Origin of the sequence: Phaeacidiphilus oryzae TH49, from assembly GCF_000744815.1 — a bacterium.
GTDB lineage: Bacteria > Actinomycetota > Actinomycetes > Streptomycetales > Streptomycetaceae > Phaeacidiphilus > Phaeacidiphilus oryzae.
This window is the reverse complement of the sequence record NZ_JQMQ01000005.1, coordinates 344,275-368,752: the sequence shown is the minus strand read 5'-3', so window position 1 is coordinate 368,752 and position 24,478 is coordinate 344,275. Positions and strand designations below refer to the sequence as shown.

Genomic DNA, 24,478 nt, shown 5'->3' with positions numbered 1-24,478 from the left:
CCGATCACTCCCACGGCTGGTCCACCAGCCAACTCGTGTCCTGGGGCCAGAGGTTGGCGTTGTCCCAGGCGTTGGAGCCGCCGTCGGAGGCGATGTACACCGTTCCGCTGTAGTGCCGGATGAAGTGGCCGGGGTAGTTGACGGACTGGAAGGACTCGCCCTGCCCGCTGTTCCCGGCCTGCGGGCAGAAGGTCGCGTCCTGCGCGAAGAGCGAACTGCCGTCGTCCGGCTGCTTGTAGAGCTGCCAGTTGGAATGCCGCAGGTAGTCGCCGGGGTAGTTGAAGGACTCGAAGGAGACGCAGGAGGCGTCGGCCAGCCCGCGCCGGACGATCCAGGTGGCGTCCGACTTGTCCAGCGCCGAACTGCCGGAGCCGATCGGCGAGATGATCGCGCCGCCGTTCTGGTGGCGGAGGTAGTCGCCGGTGCAGCACGCCGTGGTGGCCTGCAGCGAGATCGCGGAGCCGGGGGTGAGCGACCCGCCGGGGACGCCGTCGGCGCCGCCGTACCCGGCCGAGGCGATGTTCGCCTGGACGGCGGCGTCGGCGGAGTCCGAGGGGTAGCCGGCGGTCATCACCCCTTCGAAGAAGCTGCCGATCGAGCCGTTGCTGTCGTCGCCGCCGGTGCCCAGGACGATCGCGCCCTCCTGCTGCATGGGCGAGTAGCCGCTCTTGATCGACGGCTCGGGGCCGGAGTAGGTGGTGGTCAGTCCGCCGGACTGGGCGTTGCCCCAGGCCAGCGCGAAGTGGTTCTGCCCGTTGTTCTTGAGCATCGCGGTGACGTACGGCAGCGGCCCGGTGCCGGTGTCGGAGCTGCTCGGGCTGCCGCCGGTGTCCGAGGAGTACAGCCCGTTCTCCAGGTCGGCCTGCACCCACGGACCGGAGCCGTAGCAGGGCGAGAAGCCGCAGATGGTGCTGAGGTTCACGGCGTCCATATGGCCGTTGCCGTTGTCCAGGTTGTTGGTCTCGGCGTTGCCGTAGTCGAAGCAGCAGGCGTTGTTGACGTGGGTGCCGGAGGCGACCATGTACATCCCCTCGGGCTGGCCGTGGACCGCGACCCCGCTGGTGCTGTCGTCGCGGTAGCCCATCCCGGCCGAGATCTCCACCCCGTAGACGGTCCGGCCGTCGACGGTGACCGGCAGGGCGTTGGCGGGGGCGCCCCGGTCGGCGGCCCCGGCACCGCCCGCGCCCTCGATGGTGAGGTCGTTGCGGCGCGGGGACTGGTCGTAGATCCGGGTGATCAGGCAGCTGGTGCCGGCGCAGAAGGAGTCCTGCTTCGCCGCGTCGGCGACCCCGCCCGCGGCGACCACCGGGATGTCCGCTGTCGCGCCGTCGGAGGCGCGCTGGACCTGGTAGAGCGGCCCGTCGTAACCGGCGTACAGGGCCCGGGTGGTGCTGTGGGCGGCCACGCACGGGGTGCCGGCCGCGCCGTAGACGTCGCAGGGCAGCGAGGCGGCGGCGTGCGCCGGCCGCCCGCCCCCGGCCAGCAGGCCGAGGGCGAGCAGCAGCGCGGCGCACACGGCGGGGAGGAGGCGCCGCAGGAGGGGGAGTGATCCAGCCGTGGGAGTCATCGTCAGGGCCCTTCCGTCGCGGGGGAGACCACAGGAAGCCACAGGGACCGGCGTTCCGGACGGTACGGCACTTGACGGCGTATCGACAATACTTCGTTACAACGTTGTCAGCGGCCGTGCCGAAGTCACTCTCCGAGACTGCCGGCCCAGGCGCCCCCGTCGGGCGCGGGCGCCTGGGCCGGGCTACCGTCGGGACCATGGCGAAGATCCTTTTTGTGATGACCGGAGCCGACCACTGGACGCTGGCCGACGGCACCCGGCACCCGACCGGTTTCTGGGCCGAGGAGGCCGTCGCGCCCTACGAGGCGTTCAAGGCGGCCGGCCACGAGATCGTGGTGGCCACCCCGGGCGGCGTGGTCCCGCCGGTGGACCGCGGCAGCCTGGCCCCGGAGGTCAACGGCGGTCAGGAGAACGCCGACCGGATCGCGGACGCGCTGGCCGGCATGGTCGAGCTCCACCGGCCGCTCAAGCTGGAGGAGGTGGATCCGGCGGACTACGCCGCCGTGGTCTACCCCGGCGGTCACGGGCCGATGGAGGACCTCGCGGTGAACGCGGACTCCGGCCGGCTGCTCACCGCCGCGCTGGCCTCCGGCCGGCCGCTGGGGGTGGTCTGCCACGCCCCGGCCGCGCTGCTTGCGGCCGGCGAGGCGGACGGTAGCGGCCACTCGCCGTTCGCCGGCTACCGGCTGACCGGCTTCAGCAACGCCGAGGAGGCCCAGGCCGGCTTCGCCGACAAGGCGAAGTGGCTGCTCCAGGACCGCCTGGTGGCCATGGGCGCGGACTACGTGGAGGGCGAGCCCTGGGCGCCGCACGTCGTCGTCGACCGCAACCTGGTCACCGGCCAGAACCCGGCCTCCTCCGCGCCGCTGGCCGCCGAGGTGCTCAAGCGCCTCGGCTGAGCCCGCCGCCGCGCCCGCGCCCGCCGCCGCGCCCGCGCCCGCCGCCGCGCCCGGCGCGCGACCACCCCGGAGCGCCGGGCCCCTGGACGGCGGGCCGCCGGTTCACCGGCCGGTGAGCGCCGCCCAGAAGGCGCAGTGGTGGCCGGCGGCTCACCGGCCAGAACCCGGCCTCCTCCGCGCCGCTGGCCGCCGAGGTGCTCAAGCGCCTCGGCTGAGCCCGCCGCCGCGCCCGCGTCCGCCGCCGCGCCCGCGCCCGCCGCCGCGCCCGCGCCCGCCGCCGCGCCCGGCGCGCGACCACCCCGGAGCGCCGGGCCCCTGGACGGCGGGCCGCCGGTTCACCGGCCGGTGAGCGCCGCCCAGAAGGCGCAGTGGTGGTCGGCGGCGAAGCCGGACGCCGTCTCCCGGGTCGGTGCCGGCGGGACCAGCGAGGCGATCGTGCCGCCGGCCCCGGCGGCGAAGGGCGCCCAGCCGGGCCGGCCGCTCGCCGCGAAACCGGTCCATTCCCGCTGCATGGCGCCGGCCAGCCGGAGCTGCCCGGCGTCGAGACCGCCAGGAGTGGGCGCGGTCGCGGTGTTGAAGACGTACTGCAGCTCGGAGGCGTGGGCGGCCCCGTAGGGGAAGCTGACCGGCGGCAGCAGGGCCTGCGGAGCGTTCTCGTCGTTGAACTCGTAGGCGTAGGTCGGCACCCGGGGCGCCAGCAGCCGGTCCACGGTCAGCGCGGGGCAGGCGAAGACCACGTCGGTGCCCACCGCCCCCAGGGCGACCGGCGGGCTGGGGTAGTCGCCCACCGGGTACTCCTTCGCGATCACCGCGGCCGTGGCCGCCGGAACGCCGAGCTGCCCGGCGATCGAGGCCTGGTAGTTGGCCGCGGTGACCTTCTGCCCGGCCAGCTCGGCCGCGGCGACGAAGAGGCGGTACTCGTCGTGGTTGGTCCCGTCCAGCACCGGGACGTGGTTGAAGAGTCCGGTGCCGAAGGCGGACCTGAGGGTGCGGGGGAGGACCGCGCCGTCCACGTCCGGGGTGTAACCGGAGGTGTCCTCGTCGGCCAGGATCGTCGAGACCGGCAGCCCGCGCAGGCAGTCCGCGCTCTGGTCGGCGCAGCCGGCCTGCGCGGCGAAGGACTCGCCGGCCGCCTCGGCGCTGCTCAGCGAGGCCTGGTCGAGGTTGTACGCACCGCTCTCCACGATCGCCCGCTGAAAGAGCCCGTGGGCGCCCGGCGAGGCGAGCTGGGAGAGGACGCTCAGCCCGCCCGCCGACTCGCCGAAGACGGTGACGTCGGAGGCGTCGCCGCCGAACCGGGCGATGTTGCGGTGCACCCAGCGCAGCGCGGCCTGCTGGTCCATCAGCCCGTAGTCGCCCGAGGGCCCGCCGCTCCTCTCGGCCAGCGCGGGGTGGGCGAGGAAGCCGAGCGCGCCCAGCCGGTAGTTGATGCTGACCACGACGGCCCCGTCGCGGACCAGCCGCTGGGGGGTGTAGTCGTCGCTCTCGCCGGTGACCAGGGCCCCGCCGTGGATCCAGAGCATCACCGGCAGCCGCCGTCCGGCGGAGGCGGTCCGACTCGGGGTGAAGACGTTGAGGTAGAGGCAGTCCTCCGAGGTGCTGCCCCGGCCGTAGGGGGTGGCGGGCTGCGCGCAGTGCGGGGCGAAGGCGGTCGCCTCGCGAACCCCGGACCAGTGGGAGGCCGGCTGCGGCGGCCGCCAGCGCAGGGGGCCGACCGGCGGAGCGGCGTACGGCACGCCGAGGAACTCGTCCACGCCGGCGCTCGCGAGGCCGCGCACCGCGCCGGCGTCGGTGGCGACGACCGGCCCCTGGCCCTGCGACTGGCTCTGCGCCTGCGGCCGCGTCTGTGCGATCGTTGCCCGCCCCTGTCCCGGCCCGGAGGGCGCGGCTGCGGCGGCCGTGCCTCCCCCGGTGAGGACCACGGCCAGCGCGGCGGCGCAGGCACCGTGACGGACAAGGCGGCTGACGGTTCGTAACATCGACCCCTCCCGGCATCCCTCGGCGAGCGACTCTGTCATGCCCCTGGTGCGGACCCATCTTGCTGCGTCCGCCGGGGCGACTCCAGCCTTGTGCGCTGCCGGATGCGGAGCCGCCCGAAATCATTCGAGTCCGGAGTATATGGCCGATAAATTCAGAAAATGGGACTTAAGGACGGGACGAAAATCCCGCCGCCCGATGCCGCGACAAAAACGGCCTGGGGCCCGCCCCCCCGAAGGGAGCGGGCCCCAGGCCGCATACGCCTGATGCTTAGGCGGGAACGATGTTCTCCGCCTGCGGGCCCTTCTGGCCCTGGGTCACGTCGAAGGTGACCTTCTGGCCCTCCTGGAGCTCACGGAAGCCCTGGGTGGCGATGTTCGAGTAGTGAGCGAAGACGTCGGGGCCGCCGCCGTCCTGCTCGATGAAGCCGAAGCCCTTTTCCGAGTTGAACCACTTCACGGTACCGGTAGCCATAATTATCTCCTTCGGGGCGGGTGCCCTGGTCCGCACTGTGCGGACCCAGCGTCGCCGTGATGATTGCCCCTCCGGACGCACCGGAAAAACAAAAGAGCCCCCACTGGTGTGGATGGGACCAGTCAGGGGCCTGAAGCTTTTGGGAACCACGACTGCAACTGGCATCGACGATAGCACACACCGAAGATCCGGTGGTGGTTTCGTTTTGCCGGAGCAGTCGTGTTCAGAGCTTGTTCATCCCCTTGTACGGACTGGAGATCCGGCGCCGCTCGGAACCGAAGTCGACCAGCACGGCGGTGTCCTCCTCGACTCCGAAGACGACCCCGAGGCCGTAGCGGTCATGGGTGACCCGGTCTCCGAGCGCGAACTCCTCGATCGGCTCCACGACCGGGGCCTTGAAGGGACTGGTGGGCAGATGGCGTCTGGGAACATGTGGCTTGGTCATCGTACGGATCAGTATCGGCCCTCAGGGCGCTCCCGCGTCCAGTCCTCGGCGGCGAATCCTCCGCCAGGGGCCCCGCGGGCCGTGTGAGCACCGCGTCCACCCGGCGGCGTGTCAAGCTGTACGCGTAATCCCCGATCCCAGGAGGACACGATGGGTGCTGACGCTCAACCGACCGAAGGCGAACGGCCGGAGGCCGCCGAGGGCACCGACGTGTCCCCGGACGAGGAGGGCCGCTACGACCTCAAGCGGAAGTTCCGCGAGGCCCTGGCCCGCAAGAACGGCACCCCGACGGACGCCGGCACCGGTGGTGCGGGGCCGAACGCCTCCAAGGTGCACGGCGCCCACGGGCCCGCGGCCAGCCAGCGGTCCTTCCGCCGCAAGAGCGGCGGCTGATCCCGCTCCTCACGGCACGCGGTAGCCGCGGAACGTCACCTGCCGCCGGGTCGTGAAGCCGAGCCGCTCGTAGAGCGCGATCGCGCCGGTGTTCGACTCGGCCACATGAAGGAAAGGGCGCTCGTCGCGGGCCGCGATGCGCGCGGCGAGCGCATGGATCAGCCGGGCGGCGTGGCCGCGCCCGCGCGCCTCGGGGGCCGTGCAGACGGCGCTGATCTCGGTCCAGCCCGGCGGGCGCAGCCGTTCGCCGGCCATCGCCAGCAGGGCGCCGGTGGCCCGGTCGCGGATGCCGAGGTAGGTCCCGAGCTCGTGGGTGCGCGGCCAGAACGGCCCCGGCCGGGTCCGCGCGACCAGGTCGAGCATCTCGGGCACGTCCTCCGCGCCCAGTTCGACCGGCTCGGCCCCGCCGGGGGTACGGACCGCGGCCTCGCCGCTCCCCACCAGCTGCCGGCCGGCCAGGTCGAAGACCGGCGCCCAGTCGGCGGGCGGCGTCGCCGGGCAGCTGAACAGGTCGGCGAGTCCGCCGGGTCCGAGCAGCCCGGCCAGGTCGTCCCAGTCCGCGGGGCCCGCGTCGGGGGAGACCGACGAGAAGGTCGAGACCCCGGGCCGATAGCTCGCCACCCGCCCCACCCCGCGCGCCAGATGGGCGTGCCGCCCGCGGAGCGACTCGCCCACCGGGTCGTCCAGTACGCCGGTGTCAGGACCCGCCATCGTCATCTGCCTGCCGCCTGCCGTCCGTCGTGTGCCGTCCGTCGTGTGCCGTCCGTCGTGTGCCGTCTGCCGAGGGCCGAGCGCCGTGGCGCGGACCGAAGGACGATAACCACCGCCACCGGCACTAACATTCCGACGTATGCCGAGCGAAGCCGCCGCAGATCCGCCCTTCGACGAGGTCGTGGACCGGAGGGCGGCCAACTCCATGAAGTGGTCCTCCGCCCGGGAGCTCCTGGCCCCGGACGAGGCCGCCGCCGACCCGCTGCCCATGTGGGTGGCCGACACCGACTTCAGGGCCCCGCAGCCGGTGCTCGACGCCCTCCACGGCGCGGTGGACCACGGCGTCTTCGGCTACCCGGCCGGGCCGACCGACGGTTACCTGGACGCGGTGACCGGCTGGCAGGCCAGGCGGTTCGGCTGGGAGGTGCCGCGGGAGTGGGTGGTCCCCACGGCCGGGGTCATCACCACCCTGAAGACCGCCGTCCAGGCCTTCACCTCGCCGGGCGACTCGGTGCTGATCCAGCCGCCGGTCTACGCCCACTTCCACGACGACGTCCGGCTGAACGGCCGGCACCTGGCGTACGCCCCGCTGCGGCGCACCGAGGACGGCTACCGCTTCGACGCGGAGGTCTTCGAGGCCGCCGTCCGCCCCGACACCAGGCTGTTCATCCTCAGCCACCCGCACAATCCGACCGGCAACGTCTGGTCGGAGGAGGAACTGCGGACGATGGGGGAGATCTGCGCCCGGCACGGCGTCCTGGTCGTCTCCGACGAGGTCCACCAGGACCTGGTCCTCAACCCGGCCAGAAGGCACGTCCCGTTCGCCTCCCTCAGCCCGGAGTTCGCGGCGAACAGCATCACCTGCACGGCGCCCAGCAAGACCTTCAACCTCCCCGGCCTGCAGTGCGCCAACGCCTTCGTGCCCGACCGGCGGTTGCGCGAGGAACTGGCCCGGCAGTACGAGCGCAACCTCTTCCCGGTGGTCAACCTCCTCGGGATGGTCGCGGCCGAAGCCGCGTACACCCACGGCGAGCCGTGGCTGGAACGGCTCCTCGACTATCTGCGCGGCAACCACGCCCACTTCGCCCGGGCCGTCGAATCCGCCGCCGCACCGCTCCGGGTCCTTCCGGCCGACGCCCTCTACCTGGCCTGGATGGACTGCCGTGGACTGGGCCTGGACGCCGAGGCCCTCGACCGGTTCCTCCTCATCGAGGCCCGGCTGTGGCTGGATCGCGGACAGAAGTTCGGCGCCGAGGGCCGCGGATACATGCGGGTCAACCTCGGCTGCCCCCGCTCCACGCTCGACGAGGCCATCCGACGGCTGACCGGCGCCGTGGCGGCCCTGCGCGGCTGACGCCGCAGACCCTCCGCCCGCGTCGGGACCGCCGGGGAGCGCGAGTGCCGGGTCCGGCGGGCGAACCCGCCGGACCCGGCACTCGCGGATGCATCGGCTCGGAGCCGGTCCGGTGTCAGTGGCCGAAGATATGCATCCTGTTGCCGCCGCGGCGGCGTTCCGCGGTGGTCGCCGTGGCGGCTGTGCCGTCCTGCGCGGCCAGCAGCTTGTCGCGCTCCTTCGCGGCCGCCGCGGCCTCCTTCCTGGCCGCGCGCAGTTCCGCGGCGCGGCGCCGGGTGCGCAGACCACCGGAGAAGAGCAGCCACAGCCCCGCGCAGAAGACCAGTGCCAGCGCCAGCCCGCACAGGAACGCCTCGAGCATGTTCAAAGTCGCCACATGACTGCCGAGGATGTCGACCCCGTACGACGGCCCGCCGCCCAGATTGTCGGCGATGACGAGCCCGGTGAACGCAGCCACTGCGCACACCAGCAGAAGCCCCATGAGCAACATGCGAACGCACCTCCTTGTCGATGGCTCGCCTACCCACGGAGCGGGGTCCTATGAGTCCGCCTCGGCTGCGGCCGGAATGCGATGCTCCCCAACTACCCATCCTCCTGCGGTAGTTGTTACTCCAGGACGACCTCCTTGGCCGGCCGGACGTCGGCGGCCATGTTCCGCGCCATCATCCGCAGCGCGGCGTCGGCCAGGTCGGGGTGGATGTGGGCGACGGCGTCGTCCGGCACGCAGACGTCCAGGTGGCGGATGTGGGCGTCGAGCGCCGAGTAGAGGACGCACTGCTCGGTGACCTGCCCGCAGAGCACTACCCGGCCGATGCCCTCGTGCCGGAGGACGTACTCCAGGGGGGTCTGGTAGAAGATCGAGTGCCGCGCCTTCACCACGAACAGCGAGTCCGCGTCCGGGCGGATCGGTTCGACCAGGTCGGCATGCGGGCCGGAGAGGGCGATGTCCAGGATCTCGTCGTGGTGGGAGCGCCACCGCCCGAAGTTGTCGTTGACGTAGACCACCGGCAGGCCGACGGCACGGGCCCGGTCCAGCAGCCCGGTGACGGCCGGCAGGGCCTCGCGTACGGACGGGATCAGGGCGTCGGCGTCCGGATGGTCATAGGTGTTGATCATGTCGATGACGATCAGGGCGGTCTTCTCGGCGTGCTCGCCGTTCTCCTTGCCGGGCATGCCCTCCACCGTCCCGCAGGACGCGCCGGAACGCACCTCGCGCACGTATTCGAACAGATGTTCCTGAATTTGCTAGGGTGGTGCTATGACGGTGCATCTCCAGGGGTCGCTGTTCGACCAGGCCGACAGCGTCGACGAGGTGGCGCTGGGCGGTCTCGACGGCCTGTCGAGGGAGGAGCTCGGCGCCGGGGCCTGGATCGACGTCCTCCCCGGCTGGCTCCACGGCGCCTCCGTACTCTTCGAACAGCTGCTCAACGACGTCCCCTGGCGCGCCGAGCGGCGCCGGATGTACGAGAGGGTGGTCGAGGTCCCCCGCCTCCTCGCCTTCTACGGCGAGGGCGAGCGACTGCCCGCCCCCCTCCTGGCCCGCGCCCGGGACGCGCTGAGCGCCCACTACGCCGACGAGCTCGGGGAGCCCTTCACCACCGCCGGGCTGTGCCTCTACCGCGACGGCCGGGACAGTGTCGCCTGGCACGGCGACCGGATCGGTCGAGGCGCCCGGGAGGACACCATGGTCGCCATCCTCTCGGTCGGCGCTCCCCGCGACCTGCTGCTGCGACCGGCCGGAGGGGGCGGCCCGGCGCTGCGCCGCCCCCTCGGCCACGGCGACCTGCTGGTGATGGGCGGCTCCTGCCAGCGCACCTGGGAGCACGCGATCCCGAAGACCGCCCATGACGCGGGGGCCAGGATCAGCATCCAGTTCCGCACCAGCGGGGTGCGCTGACCGCCCGCCCGCCAGAGCCCTCCGCCGGGTTTGCCCGCCGGCCCGTCGGGCACCCGGATCCGACGACGCCGTCCAGGTCAGCAGGAGCGGAGGAGCCCCGATGAGCCCCGACCAGGCGCAGTGCGAGGCCGCCGAGGCCCGCCGGCCGCAGGAGTGCCGGCTGCGGGAGTACCGGCCGGCCAGGCCCGAACCGGCGCTCTCCGGCGCGGTGCGGTGATCCCGCGGCGGCCGACGAGGGTCCTGCTCACCGGCTGGTTCAGCTTCCTCCACGGTGAGGCGACCGCGGGCGACGTCCTGGCCGCCGAGGCCATGGGCACGGCGCTGGCGGCGGCCGGGGTGGAGCACCGGGCGGCCTGGTCCCCGGGCTTCCGCCCGGACCGGCCGGGACTCGACGACTGCGACCCCCGGGACTTCAGCCACCTCCTCTTCGTCTGCGGCCCCCTCCACTCCCGGCCGCCCGCCCCGATCCTCGACCTCCATCGCCGCTATGCCGACCTCCGGCGGATCGCGGCCGGGGTCTCCGTACAGGATCCGGCCGATCCGGCGGTCCTCGGCTTCCACCGGGTCCTGGCCCGGGACGGCCAGGGCCGTCCGGGCCGCGACCTCGCCGGATACGCGGCCCCCGTCGAGCCGCCGGGACCCCCGGTCCTCGGTGTGATCCTCACCCGCGGCCAGCAGGAGTACGGCGGCCGCCGGCGGCACGAGGCGGTGATCGCGGGCGTCGAGGACTGGCTGGGCGGGGTCGACGCCGCCCGGCTGCAGCTGGAGACCCGCCTGGACCGCGCGGACTGGCGGCTGATGCGGACCCCGGCGCAGCTCCACTCGGTGCTGGCCCGGCTGGACGCCGTGGTGACCAATCGGCTGCACGGGCTGGTCCTCGCGCTGCGCGCCGGGGTCCCGGCGATCGCCGTCGACCCGGTGGCGGGCGGAGCCAAGGTCAGCGCCCAGGCGGAGGCGCTGAACTGGCCGGCGGTGCTCGCCGCGGACGAGGTGGGCGGCGGGGTACTCGACTCCTGGCTGCGATGGTGCCTCGGCCCGGAGGGCAGGGCGGCCGCGCTCCGCGCCGGGCTGCCAGGCGCTCCGTCCGGCAGCGGATTGATCGCGGCGGTACTGGACGAGTTGCGGCGGTGACCGCGCGGTCGGCGGCGGTCAGTGGCCACTGGTCTGCGGTCTGCGGTCTGCGGTCTGCGGTCAGGCCGCGGGTGCCCGTCGCCGGCGGCCGTCCGTCACCCGGTCCTTGAGGAGGCCCTCGCGCAGCGTGGCGAAGGTCTGGGAGAGGATCCGGGAGATGTGCATCTGGGAGAGGCCGACCCGCTGGGCGATCTGGGACTGGCTCAGGTCGGCGCCGAAGCGCAGGGAGAGGATCGTCCGCTCCCGCTCCGGGAGTTCGGCCAGCAGATGCCGCAGCGACTCCAGGTTCTCCACCCGTTCGATGTCGGCGTCGGAGTCGTCCGCGCCGAGGCTCCTGGCCCTGGCGCCGTCGGCGAACTCCCGCATCCCCTCGCTGGCGTCCAGTGAGCTGGCGCTGTAGGCCTGGCAGGCCGACAGCCCCTCGTTGACCTCCTGCTCGTCGGTGTCCAGCAGTTTCGCCAGCTCTGCCGCGGTCGGCCGGCGGTCGAGCGCCTGTTCCAGCTCGTCGGTGGCGCGCATCAGGTTCAGCCGCAGCTCCTGGAGCCGGCGGGGCACATGGACGCACCAGGTGGTGTCCCGCAGGAACCGCTTGATCTCCCCCTCGATGGTGGGGATGGCGAAGGTGGTGAACTCCACCCCCCGGCTCACGTCGAACCGGTCGATGGCGTTGATCAGCCCGATCGATCCGGCCTGCACCAGCTCGTCCCGCGATTCGCTGCGGAAGCGGAAGCGCGCCGCCACGTACTTGACCAGCGAGAGGTTCAACTCGATGAGGACGTGCCGCAGGTAGGTGTGGGCGGCGGTGCCCGGCTCGATCACCGCGAGACGTGCCAGCAGGATGCGGGTGAGCTCGCGGGCCTGCCTGGTGGAGACGGCGGCCGGCACCGCGGGGAGCTCCGGGAGTCCGTCCAGGGCAGCCTCGGCGCCTCCTGGGCATCGTGCGGACATACGAGTCTCCTGTCTGTCTCCACAAGCCGGAAGAAGGGTGCTCCGGACGTCATCGAGGACTGGCTTCCCCCCAACCACCGTAGAGACGTACGAGGCCCTCGCAATCGAGCGAAACCGGTTCGCACCCATATGCCTTGCCAGGTGTTTGCCCTGGTCGAGTCCGGGTACCCGGGGGGTTCTGACCCGAGCGGGAGAGTGGGAGGTGCGGCCATGGAGCCGTTGCGGCCGCAGCCCGGCTCCGACGCCGTGGACGACGCCACGTTGCGCTATCTGATGTACGGGGTGCTGCCCGGCTGGTTCGTCCCGGGGATCGCGGACTGGGTGATGCACCGGCGGACCAGGATCGAGGACAACGCGGGGGTGCCGGAGTCCGCCATCCACGCGCTGATGATGGCGGAGGTGGGCCTGCCCCTGGCGCTGGCCCTCGCCTTCGAGGTCGATCCGGCCCTGCTGGCGGTCCTCCTCTCCGCGGCGGGCGCCCACGAGGCCACCGCGGTGTGGGATCTGCGGACCGCCGAACGCTCCGGCCGCGAGGTGCGGGTGGCGGAGCAGTACATCCACAACTTCCTGGGCTCGCTGCCGATCATGGCGCTGTCCGCCCTGGCCTGCCTCCACGCCGACCAGATGCGGGAGCTGGGCCGCCGGCTGACCGGCCGCCCGGCCGAGGCCGGTCTCCGGCTGGTGCGCCGCCGCCGGCCGCTCCCGCGCCGCTACCTCCTCGCCTACGCCCTCGCGGCGGTGGGCTTGGTGGGCCTCCCCTACGGGGAGGAGTTCATCCGTTGTGTACGCGCCGCGGTCCGCCGGCGGCGAGAGGAGGAGGCAGAGGGATGAGCAGCAACGGGAACGGGGGCGCGCCGGCCGCCGTGCTCTTCGATGTCGACGGCACGCTGGTGGACACCAGTTATCTCCACACCGTGGCCTGGTGGCAGGCGTTCAGCCAGCAGGACCGGGCGGTCTCGATGGCCCGCATCCACCGGGCCATCGGCATGGGCTCCGACCATCTGCTGGACCACCTCCTCGGCGAGGACCGGGACCGCTCGGCCGACGAGGCGGTCAACTCCGCCCACGGGGCGCTCTTCGCCCAGTACTGGCCGGCCCTCAGGCCGCTGGCGGGCGCGGCGGACCTGGTGCGCGCCTGCGCCGCGCGCGGCCTGCGGGTGGTCCTGGCCAGCTCCGCGCAGAGCCCCGAGTTCGCGGCCATGCGCCGGGCGCTGGACGTGGACGACGCCGTCTTCGCGGCCACCTGCGCCGGGGACGTCGAGTCCAGCAAGCCCGAACCGGACCTCGTGCAGCGCGCCCTGGAACGGGCCGGGACCGGGCCGGAGGCCGCGGTGTTCGTCGGCGACACCGGCTGGGACGTGGAGGCTGCCCGCCGGGCGGACGTCCCCTGCGTGGGGGTGCAGTCCGGCGGATGGTCGAAGGCGGAGCTGACCGAGGCCGGCGCGGTGGAGGTCTACTCCGGGCCGGACGAGCTGGCGAAGCGCCTGGAGTCCAGCATCCTCCTCAGGCGCGGCAGCTGACCGGCGGCCCCCGCCCCCGCCCGCCGGCTCAGCCCACGTAGCGCCGGGCGGGGGAGTCCCGGCGGGCGTCCTCCAGTGCGCTCAGTGCCGTCTCGACGCGGGCGGGCACCGGGCGGCGCTCGCGCAGCACCCAGGGCAGCCCGCGGAGGGCCGCCAGGAAGGCGCGGGCCGAGGCGGCGTCCCTGGGCACCGTCCGCGCCAGCCGCCAGGTCCGCCGCAGCGCCGACCGGCCCGGCCGCCGCAGCCAGGTGAACCACAGGGTGTTGCGCAGCCCGACGATCCGGCGCGCGGTGGAGTCCCGGGCGCCGGAGGCGGCGTGGTGGACGGTCAGGGCGGGGACGTAGCACAGCTGCCAGCCGGCGCTGAGCAGATCGGTGGCCAGCAGCTCCTCCTCGCCGCCGAACCACAGCCGCGGATGGAAGCCGCCGACGGCGTCGAAGGCCTCTCGCCGGACCACCGTGGCCGCGGCCAGGAAGGAGCCGATCGCCGGCCCCGGCAGCCAGTCCGGCCCCTTCAGCGGCGAGTCCCGCAACTCGGCCACCACCGGGTCCTCGCGGCCGGACGGCTCCACCAGGATGCGGCCGTTGACCGCGGCCAGTCCCCGATGGCGGTCCAGCAGGTCGGCCGCGGCGGCCAGGGAGCCCGGCTCCCACCAGGTGTCGTCGTCGTTGAAGGCGATGTACGGCGTTCCGGCGTGCCGGACGGCGAGATTCCGGCCGATCGCGCCGAGATTCCGGCCGGGGGAGAGCAGCCGGACCGCGGGGAAGCGGGTGCGGACCGCCTCCGCGGTGCCGTCGCTGGACGCGTTGTCCACGACGATCACCTCCGGCCGCTGGGGCAGCCCGGCCAGCCGGTCCAGGGTGCCCAGCAGTTCCTCGCGGCGGTTCCGGGTGATCACCACCAGCGTGGTCCGTCCGTCGGTCATGCCGGTTCTGCCTCCTCGAGTCGCCGGGCCGACCGTTCCACCGCCTCCGGAAGCCGCCGCCGGGCCAGGAGCGCCGCGGGCAGCCGGCGGAGTACCCCGCCGAGGGCGGCGACCGAGGCCGCGTCACCGCGGACCCCGGACCAGGCCAGTCGGGCGGTCCGGCCGGCCGCGGTGGGCACCGGGCGGCGCAGCCAGGCGGTCAGCGCGGCATTGCGCAGCAGCACCGCGGACCGGCCGCCGCGGGCGCCGGCCGCCGGATGGTGGTGGGCCACCACCGAGGGGAGGTAGCGCACCTCCCAGCCGTCGGCGGCCAGATCGTAGGCGAGCAGCGTCTCCTCGGCGCCGAAGAAGAGCAGCGGATGGAATCCGCCGGAGCGCAGGAAGGCCTCCCGGCGCACCACGCTCGCGCAGGCCAGGAAGCCGAGGACGGGCGTGCCCGGCACCGCGCCGTCGCCGGTCAGCGGGGACCCGGCGAGTTCCGTGCTGAGCGGGTCCTCCCGTTCGTCCGGGCCGACCAGGGTGCGGGCCGCGACCAGGCCGAGGGTGGGGCAGGAGTTCATCGCGGCGCAGGCCCTGGCCAGCGATCCGGGCGCCCACCAGGAGTCGTCGTCGCTGAAGCCGACGAACGGGGTGGCGGCGTGCCAGACGGCGAGGTTGCGGCCGGCCGCGCCCAGATTGCGGCCCGGGGTGAGCAGCCGCACCCGCGGGTGGAGCCGGCGGACCGCCTCGGCCGTTCCGTCGCTGGAGGCGTTGTCCACGACGATCACCTCGGGCCGCTCCGGCAGCGCGGTCAGCCGGTCCAGGGTGCGCAGCAACTCGGCCCTGCGGTTGCGGGTGATCACCGCGACGGTGGCCGCGGCGCCGGGGTTCACCGGGCGCCCTCGGCGGCCTTCAGCGCCTCCTTGAGCACCTCGTCCGCGCCGATGTCCAGCAGGCAGGGGTCCGGTACGGCGCCGTTGGCGTCGCCGGGCGGGCCCGGGTGGTAGACCACCCGGTGCGGGCCGTTCGGCGGCGGTCCCCAGATCTCCGGGGCGACCGGGCCGAAGAGGGTCACCGAGGGGGTGCCGTAGGCGACCGCCAGATGGGCCGGTCCGGAGTCCGTGCCGATCAGCAGCGAGGCCTGCCCGACCAGCCCGGCGAACTCCCGGAACGGCAGACCGCAGTAGACCGGCAGCGGCGGCAGCAGCCCGGCCAGCTCGCGGACCAGCGGCTCCTCCCCGGGGCCGCCGCTGAGCACCACCGGGCGCCCGGGGAGCGCGGCCAGCAGCCCCCGGACCACCTCGGCGTACCGCTCCACCGGCCACCGCCTGGCCGGCGCGTTGGCCCCGGGATGCACCACCACGGCGCCGGGCGCGGGCGACCGCTCGGGCCGCGGAAGGCGGACGTCGTCCGGGTCGGCGGCGATCCGGTAGGCGGCGAGCAGCCGGCACCAGCGGACCCGCTCGTGGTCCTCCGCCCGCCACGGCGGATCCGCCGTCAGCTGCGGGTCCGTGGAGGCCAGCAGCCGCCAGGGGCGCAGTTCCGCCAGCGCCAGCCGGCTCTCGGGCCCGTTCCCGTGGAGGTCGACGGCGACCGCGGGCGCCGGCTTCGACCAGTGGAGCAGCGAGGGGACGCCCCGGTCCGGGGCGTCGGCCGGCAGCAGCGAGTCCACCGCGTCGATCTCGGCCGCCACCTCCCGCAGCTGCTCGGGGGCGGCCAGCACCAGCTCGTAGTCGGGGAAGGCCCTGCGCAGTCCGCGCAGCGCCGGCACCCCGGTCAGCAGGTCGCCCAGGCCGAGGGCGCGGAGCACCAGCAGCCGCGGCCGCTCCCCGGCGGCGGGGCGGCGGCGGCCGGCGGGGCGGAGGCGGGGAAGGGCGCGGTCATGACCCGCTCCCGACCCGGGCCGCCCGCTCCGCCAGGGTGGAACTGGAGCGGCCGTCCAGATAGGGCACCAGCAGCACCCGTCCGCCGAAGCTCTCCAGCAGCGCCGCCTCCGGGAGGTCGGCCACCCCGTAGTCCGAACCCTTCACCCAGATGTCCGGGCGGAGGCTGCCGAGCAGTTGCTCCGGGGTGTCCTCGTCGAAGACCGCCACCCCGTCCACGCAGCCGAGCGCGGAGAGCACCGCGCCCGGTCGCCGACCGGGACCAGCGGGCGCCCGGGGCCCTTGCGGCGGCGCACCGACTCGTCCGAGTTGACGCAGACGATCAGGCAGTCCCCGGCCTGCCGGGCCGCCTCCAGCAGGGCGATGTGGCCGGCGTGGAGGAGGTCGAAGCAGCCGCCGGCGGCGACCACCTTCCCCCTCCGGCCCGCACGCCCGCGGCCAGTTCGAACGGGCTGGCCGGCTGCTCCGGCCGGTGGTCGAGCCCGGGCTCCGAGCCCTGGCGCTGGAAGGCGCGGGCGCCGCCCCGGACCACGAAGTCGGTGGCGGCGGCGACCCCGCCGCGTACCGCGGTCTCCGGCAGCGCACCGTCGGCGAGCAGCCCGGCGGCCGTGGCGGCCAGCCGGTCGCCGGCCGCGCAGGGGTCGCCGGTGGCCCGGGTCGGCGCGGGCACCAGCAGCGGTTCCCCGCGGCAGGACAGGACCGCGCCGCGGTCGCCGAGGGTGACCGCGACCGAGGCCGCGTGCCAGCGCCGGACCAGCTCGCCGGCCAGGTCGCCCTCGTCGGTGTGGTCGCCGTCGGCGAAGCGGAGCGCCTCCGCGGCGGACGGGGTGGCCAGCCGGGTGCCGGCCACCGGCGGCCCCCCGCGCGGATGCGGGTCCCACACCATCGGACGGCGGGCCGCCGCCTCGGCCAGCGGTTCGCGCAGCACCTCGGCGGTGCCCCGGCCGTAGTCGGAGACCAGGATCGCGGAGGCCTCGGCGATCTCGGCCAGTGCCTCGGGGCCGGCGCCGTCCGCGCGACCGTCCCCGTCGTCCAGCCTGAGCAGCGGATGCTCGCCGGACAGCACCCGGGTCTTGCTGCACAGCGTGCCCTTGAGCGGGATCTCCACCAGGCGGACCCGGCCGGCCAGCAGCCGGCGCAGGGTGTCCGCGGAGGCTCCGGTCCCGAGGGCGGTCACCAGGGTGACCCGGCGGCCGTCGGCCGCCGCCAGGCAGGCGGCCAGCGCCGCGCCGCCGGGGCGCGGCAGCCGTTGCAGGCCGTCCACGACGGGTACCGGGGCGTCCGGGGCGAGGCGCTCCACAGCGCCGCAGAGGTCGATGTCGAGCAGGGCGTCACCGACGACCAGCAGGGGAGTGCGCACGGCAGATCCTCGACTTTCTTTGGCTGGGCTTCTCGGGTCCTCTCCGCGTCCCGGTCAGGGGTCCCGGTCAGGGGGAGCCGTCGACCGCGTGGTCGAAGGCCTCACAGAGCATGTGCACCGCCACCAGGTGGAGTTCCTGGACGGTCGCGGGGCTCTCCGCGTCCACGCACAGCGCCGAGTCGGCGGTGGCGGCCAGCGGGTTGGGCTCGCGTCCGGTCATCGACCAGACCCGCATCCCGCAGCGCCGGGCCGCCCCGGCAGCGGAGAGGAGATTGGCACTGGCGCCGCTGGTGGAGAGGAGTATCAGTACGTCGTCCTGCCGGCCGTGGGCGAGCACCTGCCGGGCGAACACCTCCTGCACCCCGTAGTCGTTGGCGATCGCCGTGGTGGAGGAGGTGTCGGCGTGGAGGGCCAGGGCGGAGAACGGCGGGCGGTCCTCGCGGTAGCGGCCGACGAGTTCGGCGGTGAGGTGCTGCGCCTGGGCGGCACTGCCCCCGTTCCCGGCGGCGAGCAGCCGCCCCCCGCCGGACAGCCGCCCGGCGAGCTCGCCGCCCCAGCGCTGGACGGTGCCGCAGTCGGCGCGGAACCCGGCGAGGGCGGCGAGCAGTTCGTCGCAGTGCCGGGAGTGCACGGTGGGGTTCATCGGATTCCTCCGTCCGGATGCGATGCGGCAGGCTGCCGGGCCACCTCGCGGTAGGCCAGGTCGACCTGCGCGGCCACCTGCTGCCAGGTGAAGCGGTCCAGGACCCGGGCACGTCCGGCGGCGCCCAGTTCGGCCAGCCGCCGCGGGTCCGCCAGCAGCGCGCCGACGGCGTCGGCCAGTTCGCCGTCCCCGGTCTCCGGGGGGAGCAGCAGCCCGGTCTCCCCGTCGGCGACGGTGTCCAGCTGCCCGCCGACGGCGGTCGCCACCACCGGGGTGCCGCAGGCCATGGCCTCCAGGGGGACGATCCCGAAGGGCTCGTAGACCGGGGTGGAGAGCACCAGGGCGGCCTGCGACATCAGTTCGGGCATCTCCTCGTGGGGTACGGCGCCGAGCAGCCGCACCCGGTCCGCGACCCCGTGTTCCGCCGCGAGCTTCCGCAGCCGCTCGGCCTCCGGGTCGTTCTGCAGCTCCGCGGCGGGCGGTCCGCCGGCGATGGTCAGCTCGACGCCGGGCAGCCGGGCCAGTACCCGGACGGCCCGGTCGAAGCCCTTCCGGGGCACCATCCGGCCGACCGCCAGGAGCCCGCCGGTGTGCTGCCGCGGGGTGGGCCGCGGGGAGAAGTGCTCGGCGTCCACTCCGCAGGGGATCACTCGCACCCGGTCGGCGGGGACGCCCAGCTCGGTCAGCTCCGCGACCTCGTCGGCGCAGGTCGCCAGGACCTGCCGGCAGCGCTGCCCGAGCGCGGTCTCCAGCTGGACGCGGGAGGCCGGGCTGGTGTCCGCGGAGCCCTGGTGGCGCCGCTTGACGGAGCCCAGCGCATGGTAGGTGTGCACCACCGGGACGCCGTACGGCCCGGCGGCGTGGAGGGCGGCCAGCCCGGACATCCAGTAGTGGGAGTGGACGACGTCGGGCGGGGCGTCCCGCCACAGCCCGCCCAGCCGCTCCCCGAACTCCGGCATGTGCGGCAGGAGTTCGTCCTTGACCAGGGCGCGCGGCGGTCCCGCCCGGACGTGCGAGACGGTGTAGCCGTGCTCGCAGGGCACCTCGTCGGGGATCGCCGGGTCGTCCCGGCGGGTGTAGACCACGACCTGGTGGCCGCGGACGGCCAGTCGGTGGGCGAGCGCGGCGATATAGACGTTCTGGCCGCCGGCGTCCGGCCCGCCGAGCGCGGCCAGCGGGCTGGCGTGCTCGGACACCAGGGCGATCCTCAACCCGGTTTCGCTCATCGCGTGACCTCCTTGATCAGCCGTTCCCAGTCGCTCAGGAAACGGGAGAGCCGATAGCGGGCCAGGGCGGCGGTACGGGCCCGCTGCCCCAGCTCCCGGGCGCGCTCGCGGTCGGCGAGGAGGACCCGGATCCCGGAGCGCAGCGCCTCCGGCCGGTTGCTCACCACGCCCGCGCCGGACGGCACCGCCTCGCGTACCGCGGTGGTCTCCAGCGCCACCACCGGCATCCCGAGCAGCATGGCCTCCAGCAGGGAGAGGCCGAGGGAGGTCCAGCGCACCGGGTGGAGGTAGAGCCGTCGCCGGGCCATCGCGGGGTGGAGCTCCGCCTGCGGCAGGTCGGCCGCGGTGACGCGGTCCCGATCGGCCAGCGCGGCGGTGCGCATCCCGAAGACGTCCAGCGGCACGGTGCGGGCGAAGCCCGGCAGCAGGTCGGTGCCGACCACCCGGCCGCGCGGCAGGGGATCGTTCACCACCACGGCGGCGCGCGGCAGTTCGCCGGTCCACAGCGGTCCGGGATCCGGGATGCCGTGCTCCACCACGGTGCTGGGGGCCCGGCCGTTGTCCCACATCAGCCGGTTGAAGTGGGTGACGTGGGCGATCGGGACGTCGGCGCGGTCGGCCAGCGGATGGAGGGTGCCGGTCGGCGACTGGTCCGGGGTGTTGTGCTCGACATAGACGGCCGGCACGTCGATCCCGGGGCGGCGGCCGGTCCAGCGCCTGGCCAGCTCCACTTCGTGCGGCCGCTGCAGGACCATCAGGTCGATCGGGGCGTCCCGCAGCCGGTCGGGGGGACCTCCCGGGCCCGGGCCGACCAGGTCCAGGTGCGGGCCCGGCCCAGGCCGTCCGGCCCGCGGTCCGGGGTCACCGGGATGAGGAAGTCGTGCCGGCCCTGGAGGAAGGCGGTCAGCCAGGAGCCGTGGACGTGCCAGACGAGGATGTTCATCGGGCCTCCTGGAGCAGTTTGTGCACCGCGCGCTCGACATCGCCGGCGGTGACGTCGGAGAGGCAGGGGTGCCCGGCCACCGGGCATTCGCGCGCCCTGCTGCCGGCGCACTCCGCCCGCTGGTCGCCGAGGACCACCAGCGGGACCCCGTAGGGCCGCCAGCGCTCGAGCGGGACGACCGGGGAGAAGAGCGAGACCACGGGGGTGCCCACCGCGGCGGCCAGATGGGCCGGGCCGGTGTTGCCGCAGACGGCGGCGTCGGCCATCCGCAGCACGCCGGCCAGCGAGGCGGCGTCGGTCCTGCCGCCGAGGTCGACCCCGATCCCGTCGCTCACCAGGCGGGTGAGCCCCCGTTCGGCCGGGGTCCCGGTCACCACCACCCGGTGGCCGGCCTCGGCCAGGGCCGCCACGGCCTCCCGGCAGCGCTCCGGCGGCCAGGCCCGGGCGGGGCCCGGGCGCCGGGGTGGACCACCAGATAGGGGCCGTGGCCGGTGAGCGAGGCGGTGTCCCGGGAGACCGGTACCCGCGGCCGCCCGTCGTCCCAGGGCTCCAGGTGGAAGCCCATCGCCGCGGCGGTGTCGAGGGCGGCCTCGACCTCGTGCCGGCCGGGGAGCCGGCGGTGGCGTACGTCCAGCAGGCTGCCCGGATGGTCCCTGCTGTCGGCGGCGATCCGCGGTATCCCGGCCTGACGGAGCATCAGGGCGGTGGGCAGCGGGCTCTGATGGAAGGAGGTGAGGATCAGCGCGCAGTCGAACCGCTCGGCGGCGATCCGCTCGATCAGTGCGGACAGACCCGAATCGGCCACGCTCGGCGGGTCGAAGCCCTCCCAGGGCGCCGCCCAGACCAGGACGTCGTCCACCCCGGGCAGCAGCCGCGCGGCATCCGCGCCCTGCGGCCCGCAGAGCATCGCCATCCGGTCCGACCCCCGGGCGACCGCGCGCACGGCGGGGCCGGAGAGGAGTACGTCGCCGAAGCTGTCCAGCCGGACCACCAGCGACTTCATCACGGCCACCCCCCGGAGAGCACCCGCCGCACGGCGAGCAGCAGATCGGCGGCCACCCCCTGCTCCCCGGCGTACTCCTCGGGCCGGGTGGCCGGGGTGGGCACCAGGACCCCGCGGGCACCGGCCGCGCGGGCCGCGGCCAGGTCAGCGCCGATGTCGCCGATCACCACGCAGTCCTCCGGCGCGATGCCGAGCCTGCGTGCGGCGGAGAGCACCATGCCGGGCCGCGGCTTGCGGCAGTCGCAGCCCTGCTCGGGCCGGTGCGGGCAGACCTCCCAGACGTCCAGCGGGCCGAGGAGCTCGTCCACCCGGGCGTTCACCCGGCGGACCTGATCGGTCGTCAGCAGGCCGCGGCCGATGCCGGACTGGTTGGTCACCGCGCCGGTCCGCAGGCCGGCGGCCCGCAGTTCGCGCACGGCTTCGACCGCGCCCGGGACCGGCTGGACCCGGGCCGGATCGGGGTTGTAGGGGACGTCCTCGATCAGCGTGCCGTCCCGGTCGAAGAGGACCGCCCGGGGGAGGCCTGCGGGTGCGTTCCGGCTCGCCGTCACCGCGCCCCCCGCCAGGGCTCGGCCCGCCGGTGCCGCCAGCGGCCGGCCAGCCAGTGGCCGGTGGCGGCGGGCGGGATCAGCAGGCTGGTCGCGAGCATCGCGGCCACCTCCGGAGCGGTGCGGGGTCCGGGCGCTATCCGCGCCCAGGCGAACTCGGCGGTGCCGAGTGCCCAGGCCGCCGCCAGCCCGGTGGCGGTGCGGCGCCGCCCGAGGGCCGCGGCCACCGGGGCGGCCAGCCCGCACAGCGCGATCGCGGAGTGCCGGGGGAGCCGGCCGCGCGGCGCCTCGGCACGGTCCCACCAGTTCGGTCCGTGCAGCCGGACCATCAGGGCGTCGTCCGCGTTGCCGCGCTGGGCGCGCAGCGAGGCCCACGGGTCGCTCGGCCGGACCGGGTGCCGGGTCCGCCGCTTGCCGCGGGTCAGCTCCCAGCCGGCGTCCAGGATCCGCAGCGCCAGATCGGCGTCCTCCCGGAAGGCCCGGGGGAAGCGCTCGTCGAACCCGCCGACCTCGGCCAGCGCCGGGCTGCGGTACGCCATGTCCGCGGTGGCCCAGGCGGCGTCCTCCAGGCCGGCGGTGCCGCGCTCCCAGTCGGTCGGCCGCCGGTCCGCGGGCAGCGGCACCAGCAGCCGGCCCTGGACCCCGGCGACCGTCGACGGCGCCCCGGCCAGGTCCTCGGCGAGCCGCTCGGCCCAGTCCTCGGTGACCTGGACGTCGTCGTCCAGGAAGACCACCCAGGGCGTCTCGGCCCACCGGGCGCCCAGATTGCGGGCGGCGGCCGGGCCCCGGCCGCCGCTGCGCAGCAGCCGCACCCGGCCGGCCAGCGGGCCGGCCCCGTCCAGCGCGGGCAGCTCGGGCTGCGACTCGGGGGAGGCGTCCGGCAGATCGGCGACCACCACGACCGAGTCCGGCCGGGGGCCGCTGGTCTCGGCCAGCGACCGCAGGCAGTCCCGCAGGGAAGGCCGGCCCAGCGTCGGGACCACCACGGTGTAGTCGGCGCTCATCGGAAGGCCTCCGCCCGCCGTACCGCGAAGGGGCCCAGCGCCAGCAGGTCGATGGGGGCCGAGCCGAAGCACTCCAGGGCCTCGGCGGGGGTGTCCACCATCGGCCGTCCGGCGGTGTTGAAGCTGGTGTTGACCAGCACGGGCAGCCCGGTCCTGCGCTCGAACTCGCCGAGGAGCTCGGCGACCAGCGGCTCCTCCTCCGGGGTGACGGTCTGCGCCCGGGCCGTGCCGTCCACGTGGACCACCGCGGGGATTCGGGAGCGCCACTCCTCGCGGACGTTCTGCACGAAGAGCATGTAAGGACTGGGCAGCGGCCCCTCCAGGATCTCCGGCGCCCGTTCGGCGAGGAGCATCGGGGCCACCGGGCGGAACTCCTCGCGGCCCTTGACGGCGTTCAGCCGGTCCAGATTGGCCTCCCGGCCCGGGTGGGCGAGCAGCGAGCGGTGGCCCAGCGCCCGCGGACCGTACTCGCTGCGGCCCTGGAACCAGCCGACCACGGCGTCCCCGGCCAGCGCCTCGGCCACCGCGGCGGCGATGGACGGGGGTCGTTCGTAGGGCAGGCGGGCGCGTTCCAGGACCGCCCGCAGCTCCTCCTCGTCCCAGCCCCGGCCGAGCGCCGGACCGGGCATCGGCTCCACCGCGTCCTTGGCCGAGGCGACGTGGAGGGCGGCGCCGAGGGCGGTGCCGGCGTCCCCCGCGGCCGGCTGCACCCACACCTCGTCGAACGGACTCTCCTGCCGCAGACGGGAGTTGGCCACGCAGTTCAGTGCCACCCCGCCGGCCATGGCCAGGGTGCGCTCGCCGGTGCGCTCGTGCAGCCGGTGGACCAGCTCCAGCAGCACCTCCTCCAGACGGAGCTGGGCCGAGGCGGCCAGGTCCGCGTGCTCCTGCCGCCAGGGCTCCCCGGGAGCGCGCCGGGGAGCGAACTCCGCCCAGGGGACCGGGCGGGTGCGGAACCCGCCCTCGCCGTCGCCGTGGACGTACTCGCGCAGCCGCTCGGCGGAGCGCGGGGTGCCGTACGAGGCGAGGGCCATCACCTTGAACTCGTCGCTGCTGCGCAGGAATCCGAGATGCTCGGTGAGGTCCTCGTAGAAGAGCCCGAGCGAGGCCGGCAGCGGCTGGGTGCCGAGCGGGCTGAGCTCGCCGTCGCGGTAGTGGCCGGCCAGATGCGAGGCGCACTCGCCGCGTCCGTCCAGCACCAGCACCGCGCAGTCGCGGTAGGGGGAGGCGAGCCCGGCGGAGGCCGCGTGCGCCACATGGTGGGGGACGAAGCGGACCTGGTCGGGGGAGAGTCCCGGCAGCGCCTCGGCGAGGAAGGAGGGCGCCCGGCGGGCGTACTCCTGGCGCAGATGGTCGAAGGGGTCGTTCAGGCCCAACTGATCTGCGGGCAGCGCCAGTTGGGGGTCGTACGAGTAGGCCACCGCGTCCAGCTCGGCGGGGGAGAGGCCGGGCATTCCGCCAGGCACCAGCGGGCGGCCTGCTCCGGCAGCTCCCAGGCGGAGAACGGCACCGGGCGCTTGCCGTGCTTGCGTCGGCTGAAGCGCTCCTCCTCGGCCGCGGCCACCGTGCGGCCGTCGACGACGAGGGCGGCCGCGGGGTCGTGGAAGAGGGAGTTGATGCCCAGCACGCGCATGTCGTTTCCTCCTCG

The 24,478-nt window shown here is 74.8% G+C and carries 22 protein-coding genes and 4 pseudogenes; 7 read left to right on the top strand and 19 right to left on the bottom strand.

Features of this window, described 5'->3' with window-relative positions; translation table 11 throughout:
- Positions 1-4: 4 nt before the first annotated feature.
- Positions 5-1,567, bottom strand: coding sequence for an alpha-L-arabinofuranosidase B (locus BS73_RS05940; RefSeq protein WP_037570243.1), 1,563 nt, complete (start codon positions 1,565-1,567; stop codon positions 5-7).
- A gap of 197 nt (positions 1,568-1,764) precedes the next feature.
- Here BS73_RS05940 and BS73_RS05935 point away from each other — a divergent pair, with 197 nt between their 5' ends.
- Positions 1,765-2,466: a type 1 glutamine amidotransferase domain-containing protein gene (locus BS73_RS05935; RefSeq protein WP_037570242.1), complete on the top strand. Its 702-nt coding sequence runs from the start codon at positions 1,765-1,767 to the stop codon at positions 2,464-2,466.
- Between the two features lie 335 nt (positions 2,467-2,801).
- Here BS73_RS05935 and BS73_RS05930 read toward each other — a convergent pair whose 3' ends face one another.
- The 3 genes from BS73_RS05930 to BS73_RS05920 form a co-directional block, all read right to left on the bottom strand.
- Positions 2,802-4,445 (bottom strand): carboxylesterase/lipase family protein, encoded by a 1,644-nt coding sequence (locus BS73_RS05930; RefSeq protein ID WP_161789648.1) that lies wholly within the window; start codon positions 4,443-4,445, stop codon positions 2,802-2,804.
- A gap of 268 nt (positions 4,446-4,713) precedes the next feature.
- A complete protein-coding gene (locus tag BS73_RS05925; RefSeq protein ID WP_037570240.1) occupies positions 4,714-4,917 on the bottom strand; it encodes a cold-shock protein in 204 nt (67 codons plus the stop codon).
- 223 nt (positions 4,918-5,140) lie between these two features.
- A complete protein-coding gene (locus tag BS73_RS05920; protein ID WP_037570238.1) occupies positions 5,141-5,362 on the bottom strand; it encodes a hypothetical protein in 222 nt (73 codons plus the stop codon).
- A gap of 150 nt (positions 5,363-5,512) precedes the next feature.
- Between BS73_RS05920 and BS73_RS05915 the strand changes: the two genes are divergently transcribed.
- A complete protein-coding gene (locus BS73_RS05915) occupies positions 5,513-5,755 on the top strand; it encodes a DUF5302 domain-containing protein (protein WP_037570236.1) in 243 nt (80 codons plus the stop codon).
- A 9-nt stretch (positions 5,756-5,764) separates the two neighbouring features.
- Here BS73_RS05915 and BS73_RS05910 read toward each other — a convergent pair whose 3' ends face one another.
- Positions 5,765-6,466 carry a GNAT family N-acetyltransferase gene (locus tag BS73_RS05910; RefSeq protein ID WP_037578369.1) on the bottom strand — a complete coding sequence of 234 codons (702 nt, stop codon included), beginning with the start codon at positions 6,464-6,466 and terminating at the stop codon, positions 5,765-5,767.
- Positions 6,467-6,605: 139 nt separating this feature from the next.
- Between BS73_RS05910 and BS73_RS05905 the strand changes: the two genes are divergently transcribed.
- Positions 6,606-7,820 (top strand): MalY/PatB family protein, encoded by a 1,215-nt coding sequence (locus BS73_RS05905; RefSeq protein ID WP_037570234.1) that lies wholly within the window; start codon positions 6,606-6,608, stop codon positions 7,818-7,820.
- 115 nt (positions 7,821-7,935) lie between these two features.
- Here the strand turns inward: BS73_RS05905 and BS73_RS38650 are convergent, their stop codons facing one another.
- Together BS73_RS38650 and BS73_RS05895 are read right to left on the bottom strand one after the other, a co-directional pair.
- Entirely contained in the window at positions 7,936-8,310 is a 375-nt protein-coding gene (locus tag BS73_RS38650; protein ID WP_037570232.1) for a hypothetical protein, read from the bottom strand.
- Positions 8,311-8,426: 116 nt separating this feature from the next.
- Entirely contained in the window at positions 8,427-8,993 is a 567-nt protein-coding gene (locus BS73_RS05895) for a cysteine hydrolase family protein (RefSeq protein ID WP_037578367.1), read from the bottom strand.
- Between the two features lie 85 nt (positions 8,994-9,078).
- Here BS73_RS05895 and BS73_RS05890 point away from each other — a divergent pair, with 85 nt between their 5' ends.
- Together BS73_RS05890 and BS73_RS05885 are read left to right on the top strand one after the other, a co-directional pair.
- Positions 9,079-9,717, top strand: a complete 639-nt coding sequence (locus BS73_RS05890) for an alpha-ketoglutarate-dependent dioxygenase AlkB (protein WP_037570230.1) — start codon at positions 9,079-9,081, stop codon at positions 9,715-9,717.
- Positions 9,718-9,930: 213 nt separating this feature from the next.
- A complete protein-coding gene (locus BS73_RS05885; RefSeq protein WP_037570229.1) occupies positions 9,931-10,848 on the top strand; it encodes a polysaccharide pyruvyl transferase family protein in 918 nt (305 codons plus the stop codon).
- Between the two features lie 60 nt (positions 10,849-10,908).
- Here the strand turns inward: BS73_RS05885 and BS73_RS05880 are convergent, their stop codons facing one another.
- The gene (locus tag BS73_RS05880) at positions 10,909-11,796 is read right to left on the bottom strand and encodes a SigB/SigF/SigG family RNA polymerase sigma factor (protein ID WP_235215321.1); all 888 of its coding nucleotides are present in this window, start codon (positions 11,794-11,796) and stop codon (positions 10,909-10,911) included.
- 210 nt (positions 11,797-12,006) lie between these two features.
- On the opposite strand from BS73_RS05880, the gene BS73_RS05875 reads away from it, so the two are divergent.
- Together BS73_RS05875 and BS73_RS05870 are read left to right on the top strand one after the other, a co-directional pair.
- Positions 12,007-12,627 (top strand): hypothetical protein, encoded by a 621-nt coding sequence (locus BS73_RS05875; RefSeq protein ID WP_051939527.1) that lies wholly within the window; start codon positions 12,007-12,009, stop codon positions 12,625-12,627.
- Positions 12,624-13,316 carry an HAD family hydrolase gene (locus BS73_RS05870; RefSeq protein ID WP_037570228.1) on the top strand — a complete coding sequence of 231 codons (693 nt, stop codon included), beginning with the start codon at positions 12,624-12,626 and terminating at the stop codon, positions 13,314-13,316. The genes BS73_RS05875 and BS73_RS05870 overlap by 4 nt, the downstream gene beginning before the upstream one ends.
- 28 nt (positions 13,317-13,344) lie before the next feature.
- On the opposite strand, the gene BS73_RS05865 is transcribed toward BS73_RS05870, so the two are convergent.
- From BS73_RS05865 to BS73_RS05815, 11 genes and pseudogenes are all read right to left on the bottom strand, one after another.
- Positions 13,345-14,241: a glycosyltransferase family 2 protein gene (locus BS73_RS05865; protein ID WP_037570227.1), complete on the bottom strand. Its 897-nt coding sequence runs from the start codon at positions 14,239-14,241 to the stop codon at positions 13,345-13,347.
- Complete coding sequence (locus BS73_RS05860) at positions 14,238-15,113, bottom strand: glycosyltransferase family 2 protein (RefSeq protein ID WP_037570226.1); 876 nt, start codon at positions 15,111-15,113, stop codon at positions 14,238-14,240. The genes BS73_RS05865 and BS73_RS05860 overlap by 4 nt, the downstream gene beginning before the upstream one ends.
- Complete coding sequence (locus BS73_RS05855; protein ID WP_037570225.1) at positions 15,110-16,036, bottom strand: glycosyltransferase family 9 protein; 927 nt, start codon at positions 16,034-16,036, stop codon at positions 15,110-15,112. Before BS73_RS05855 ends, BS73_RS05860 begins: the two co-directional genes overlap by 4 nt.
- 64 nt (positions 16,037-16,100) lie before the next feature.
- Positions 16,101-17,463, bottom strand: a pseudogene (locus tag BS73_RS05850) (PfkB family carbohydrate kinase).
- Between the two features lie 67 nt (positions 17,464-17,530).
- Positions 17,531-18,106, bottom strand: coding sequence for a D-sedoheptulose-7-phosphate isomerase (locus BS73_RS05845; protein WP_037570223.1), 576 nt, complete (start codon positions 18,104-18,106; stop codon positions 17,531-17,533).
- Positions 18,103-19,317 (bottom strand): glycosyltransferase, encoded by a 1,215-nt coding sequence (locus BS73_RS05840; RefSeq protein ID WP_407675128.1) that lies wholly within the window; start codon positions 19,315-19,317, stop codon positions 18,103-18,105. Before BS73_RS05840 ends, BS73_RS05845 begins: the two co-directional genes overlap by 4 nt.
- Before the next feature lie 11 nt (positions 19,318-19,328).
- Positions 19,329-20,275: pseudogene (locus tag BS73_RS05835) on the bottom strand (glycosyltransferase).
- Positions 20,272-21,278 (bottom strand): annotated as a pseudogene (locus BS73_RS05830) (glycosyltransferase family 9 protein). Before BS73_RS05830 ends, BS73_RS05835 begins: the two co-directional pseudogenes overlap by 4 nt.
- Positions 21,278-21,829, bottom strand: coding sequence for a D-glycero-alpha-D-manno-heptose-1,7-bisphosphate 7-phosphatase (locus BS73_RS05825; protein ID WP_037570221.1), 552 nt, complete (start codon positions 21,827-21,829; stop codon positions 21,278-21,280). The pseudogene BS73_RS05830 and the gene BS73_RS05825 overlap by 1 nt, the downstream one beginning before the upstream one ends.
- Positions 21,826-22,830 carry a glycosyltransferase family 2 protein gene (locus tag BS73_RS05820; protein WP_037570220.1) on the bottom strand — a complete coding sequence of 335 codons (1,005 nt, stop codon included), beginning with the start codon at positions 22,828-22,830 and terminating at the stop codon, positions 21,826-21,828. The genes BS73_RS05825 and BS73_RS05820 overlap by 4 nt, the downstream gene beginning before the upstream one ends.
- Positions 22,827-24,463, bottom strand: a pseudogene (locus tag BS73_RS05815) (carbamoyltransferase family protein). Before BS73_RS05815 ends, BS73_RS05820 begins: the two are co-directional and overlap by 4 nt.
- Positions 24,464-24,478: the final 15 nt, after the last annotated feature.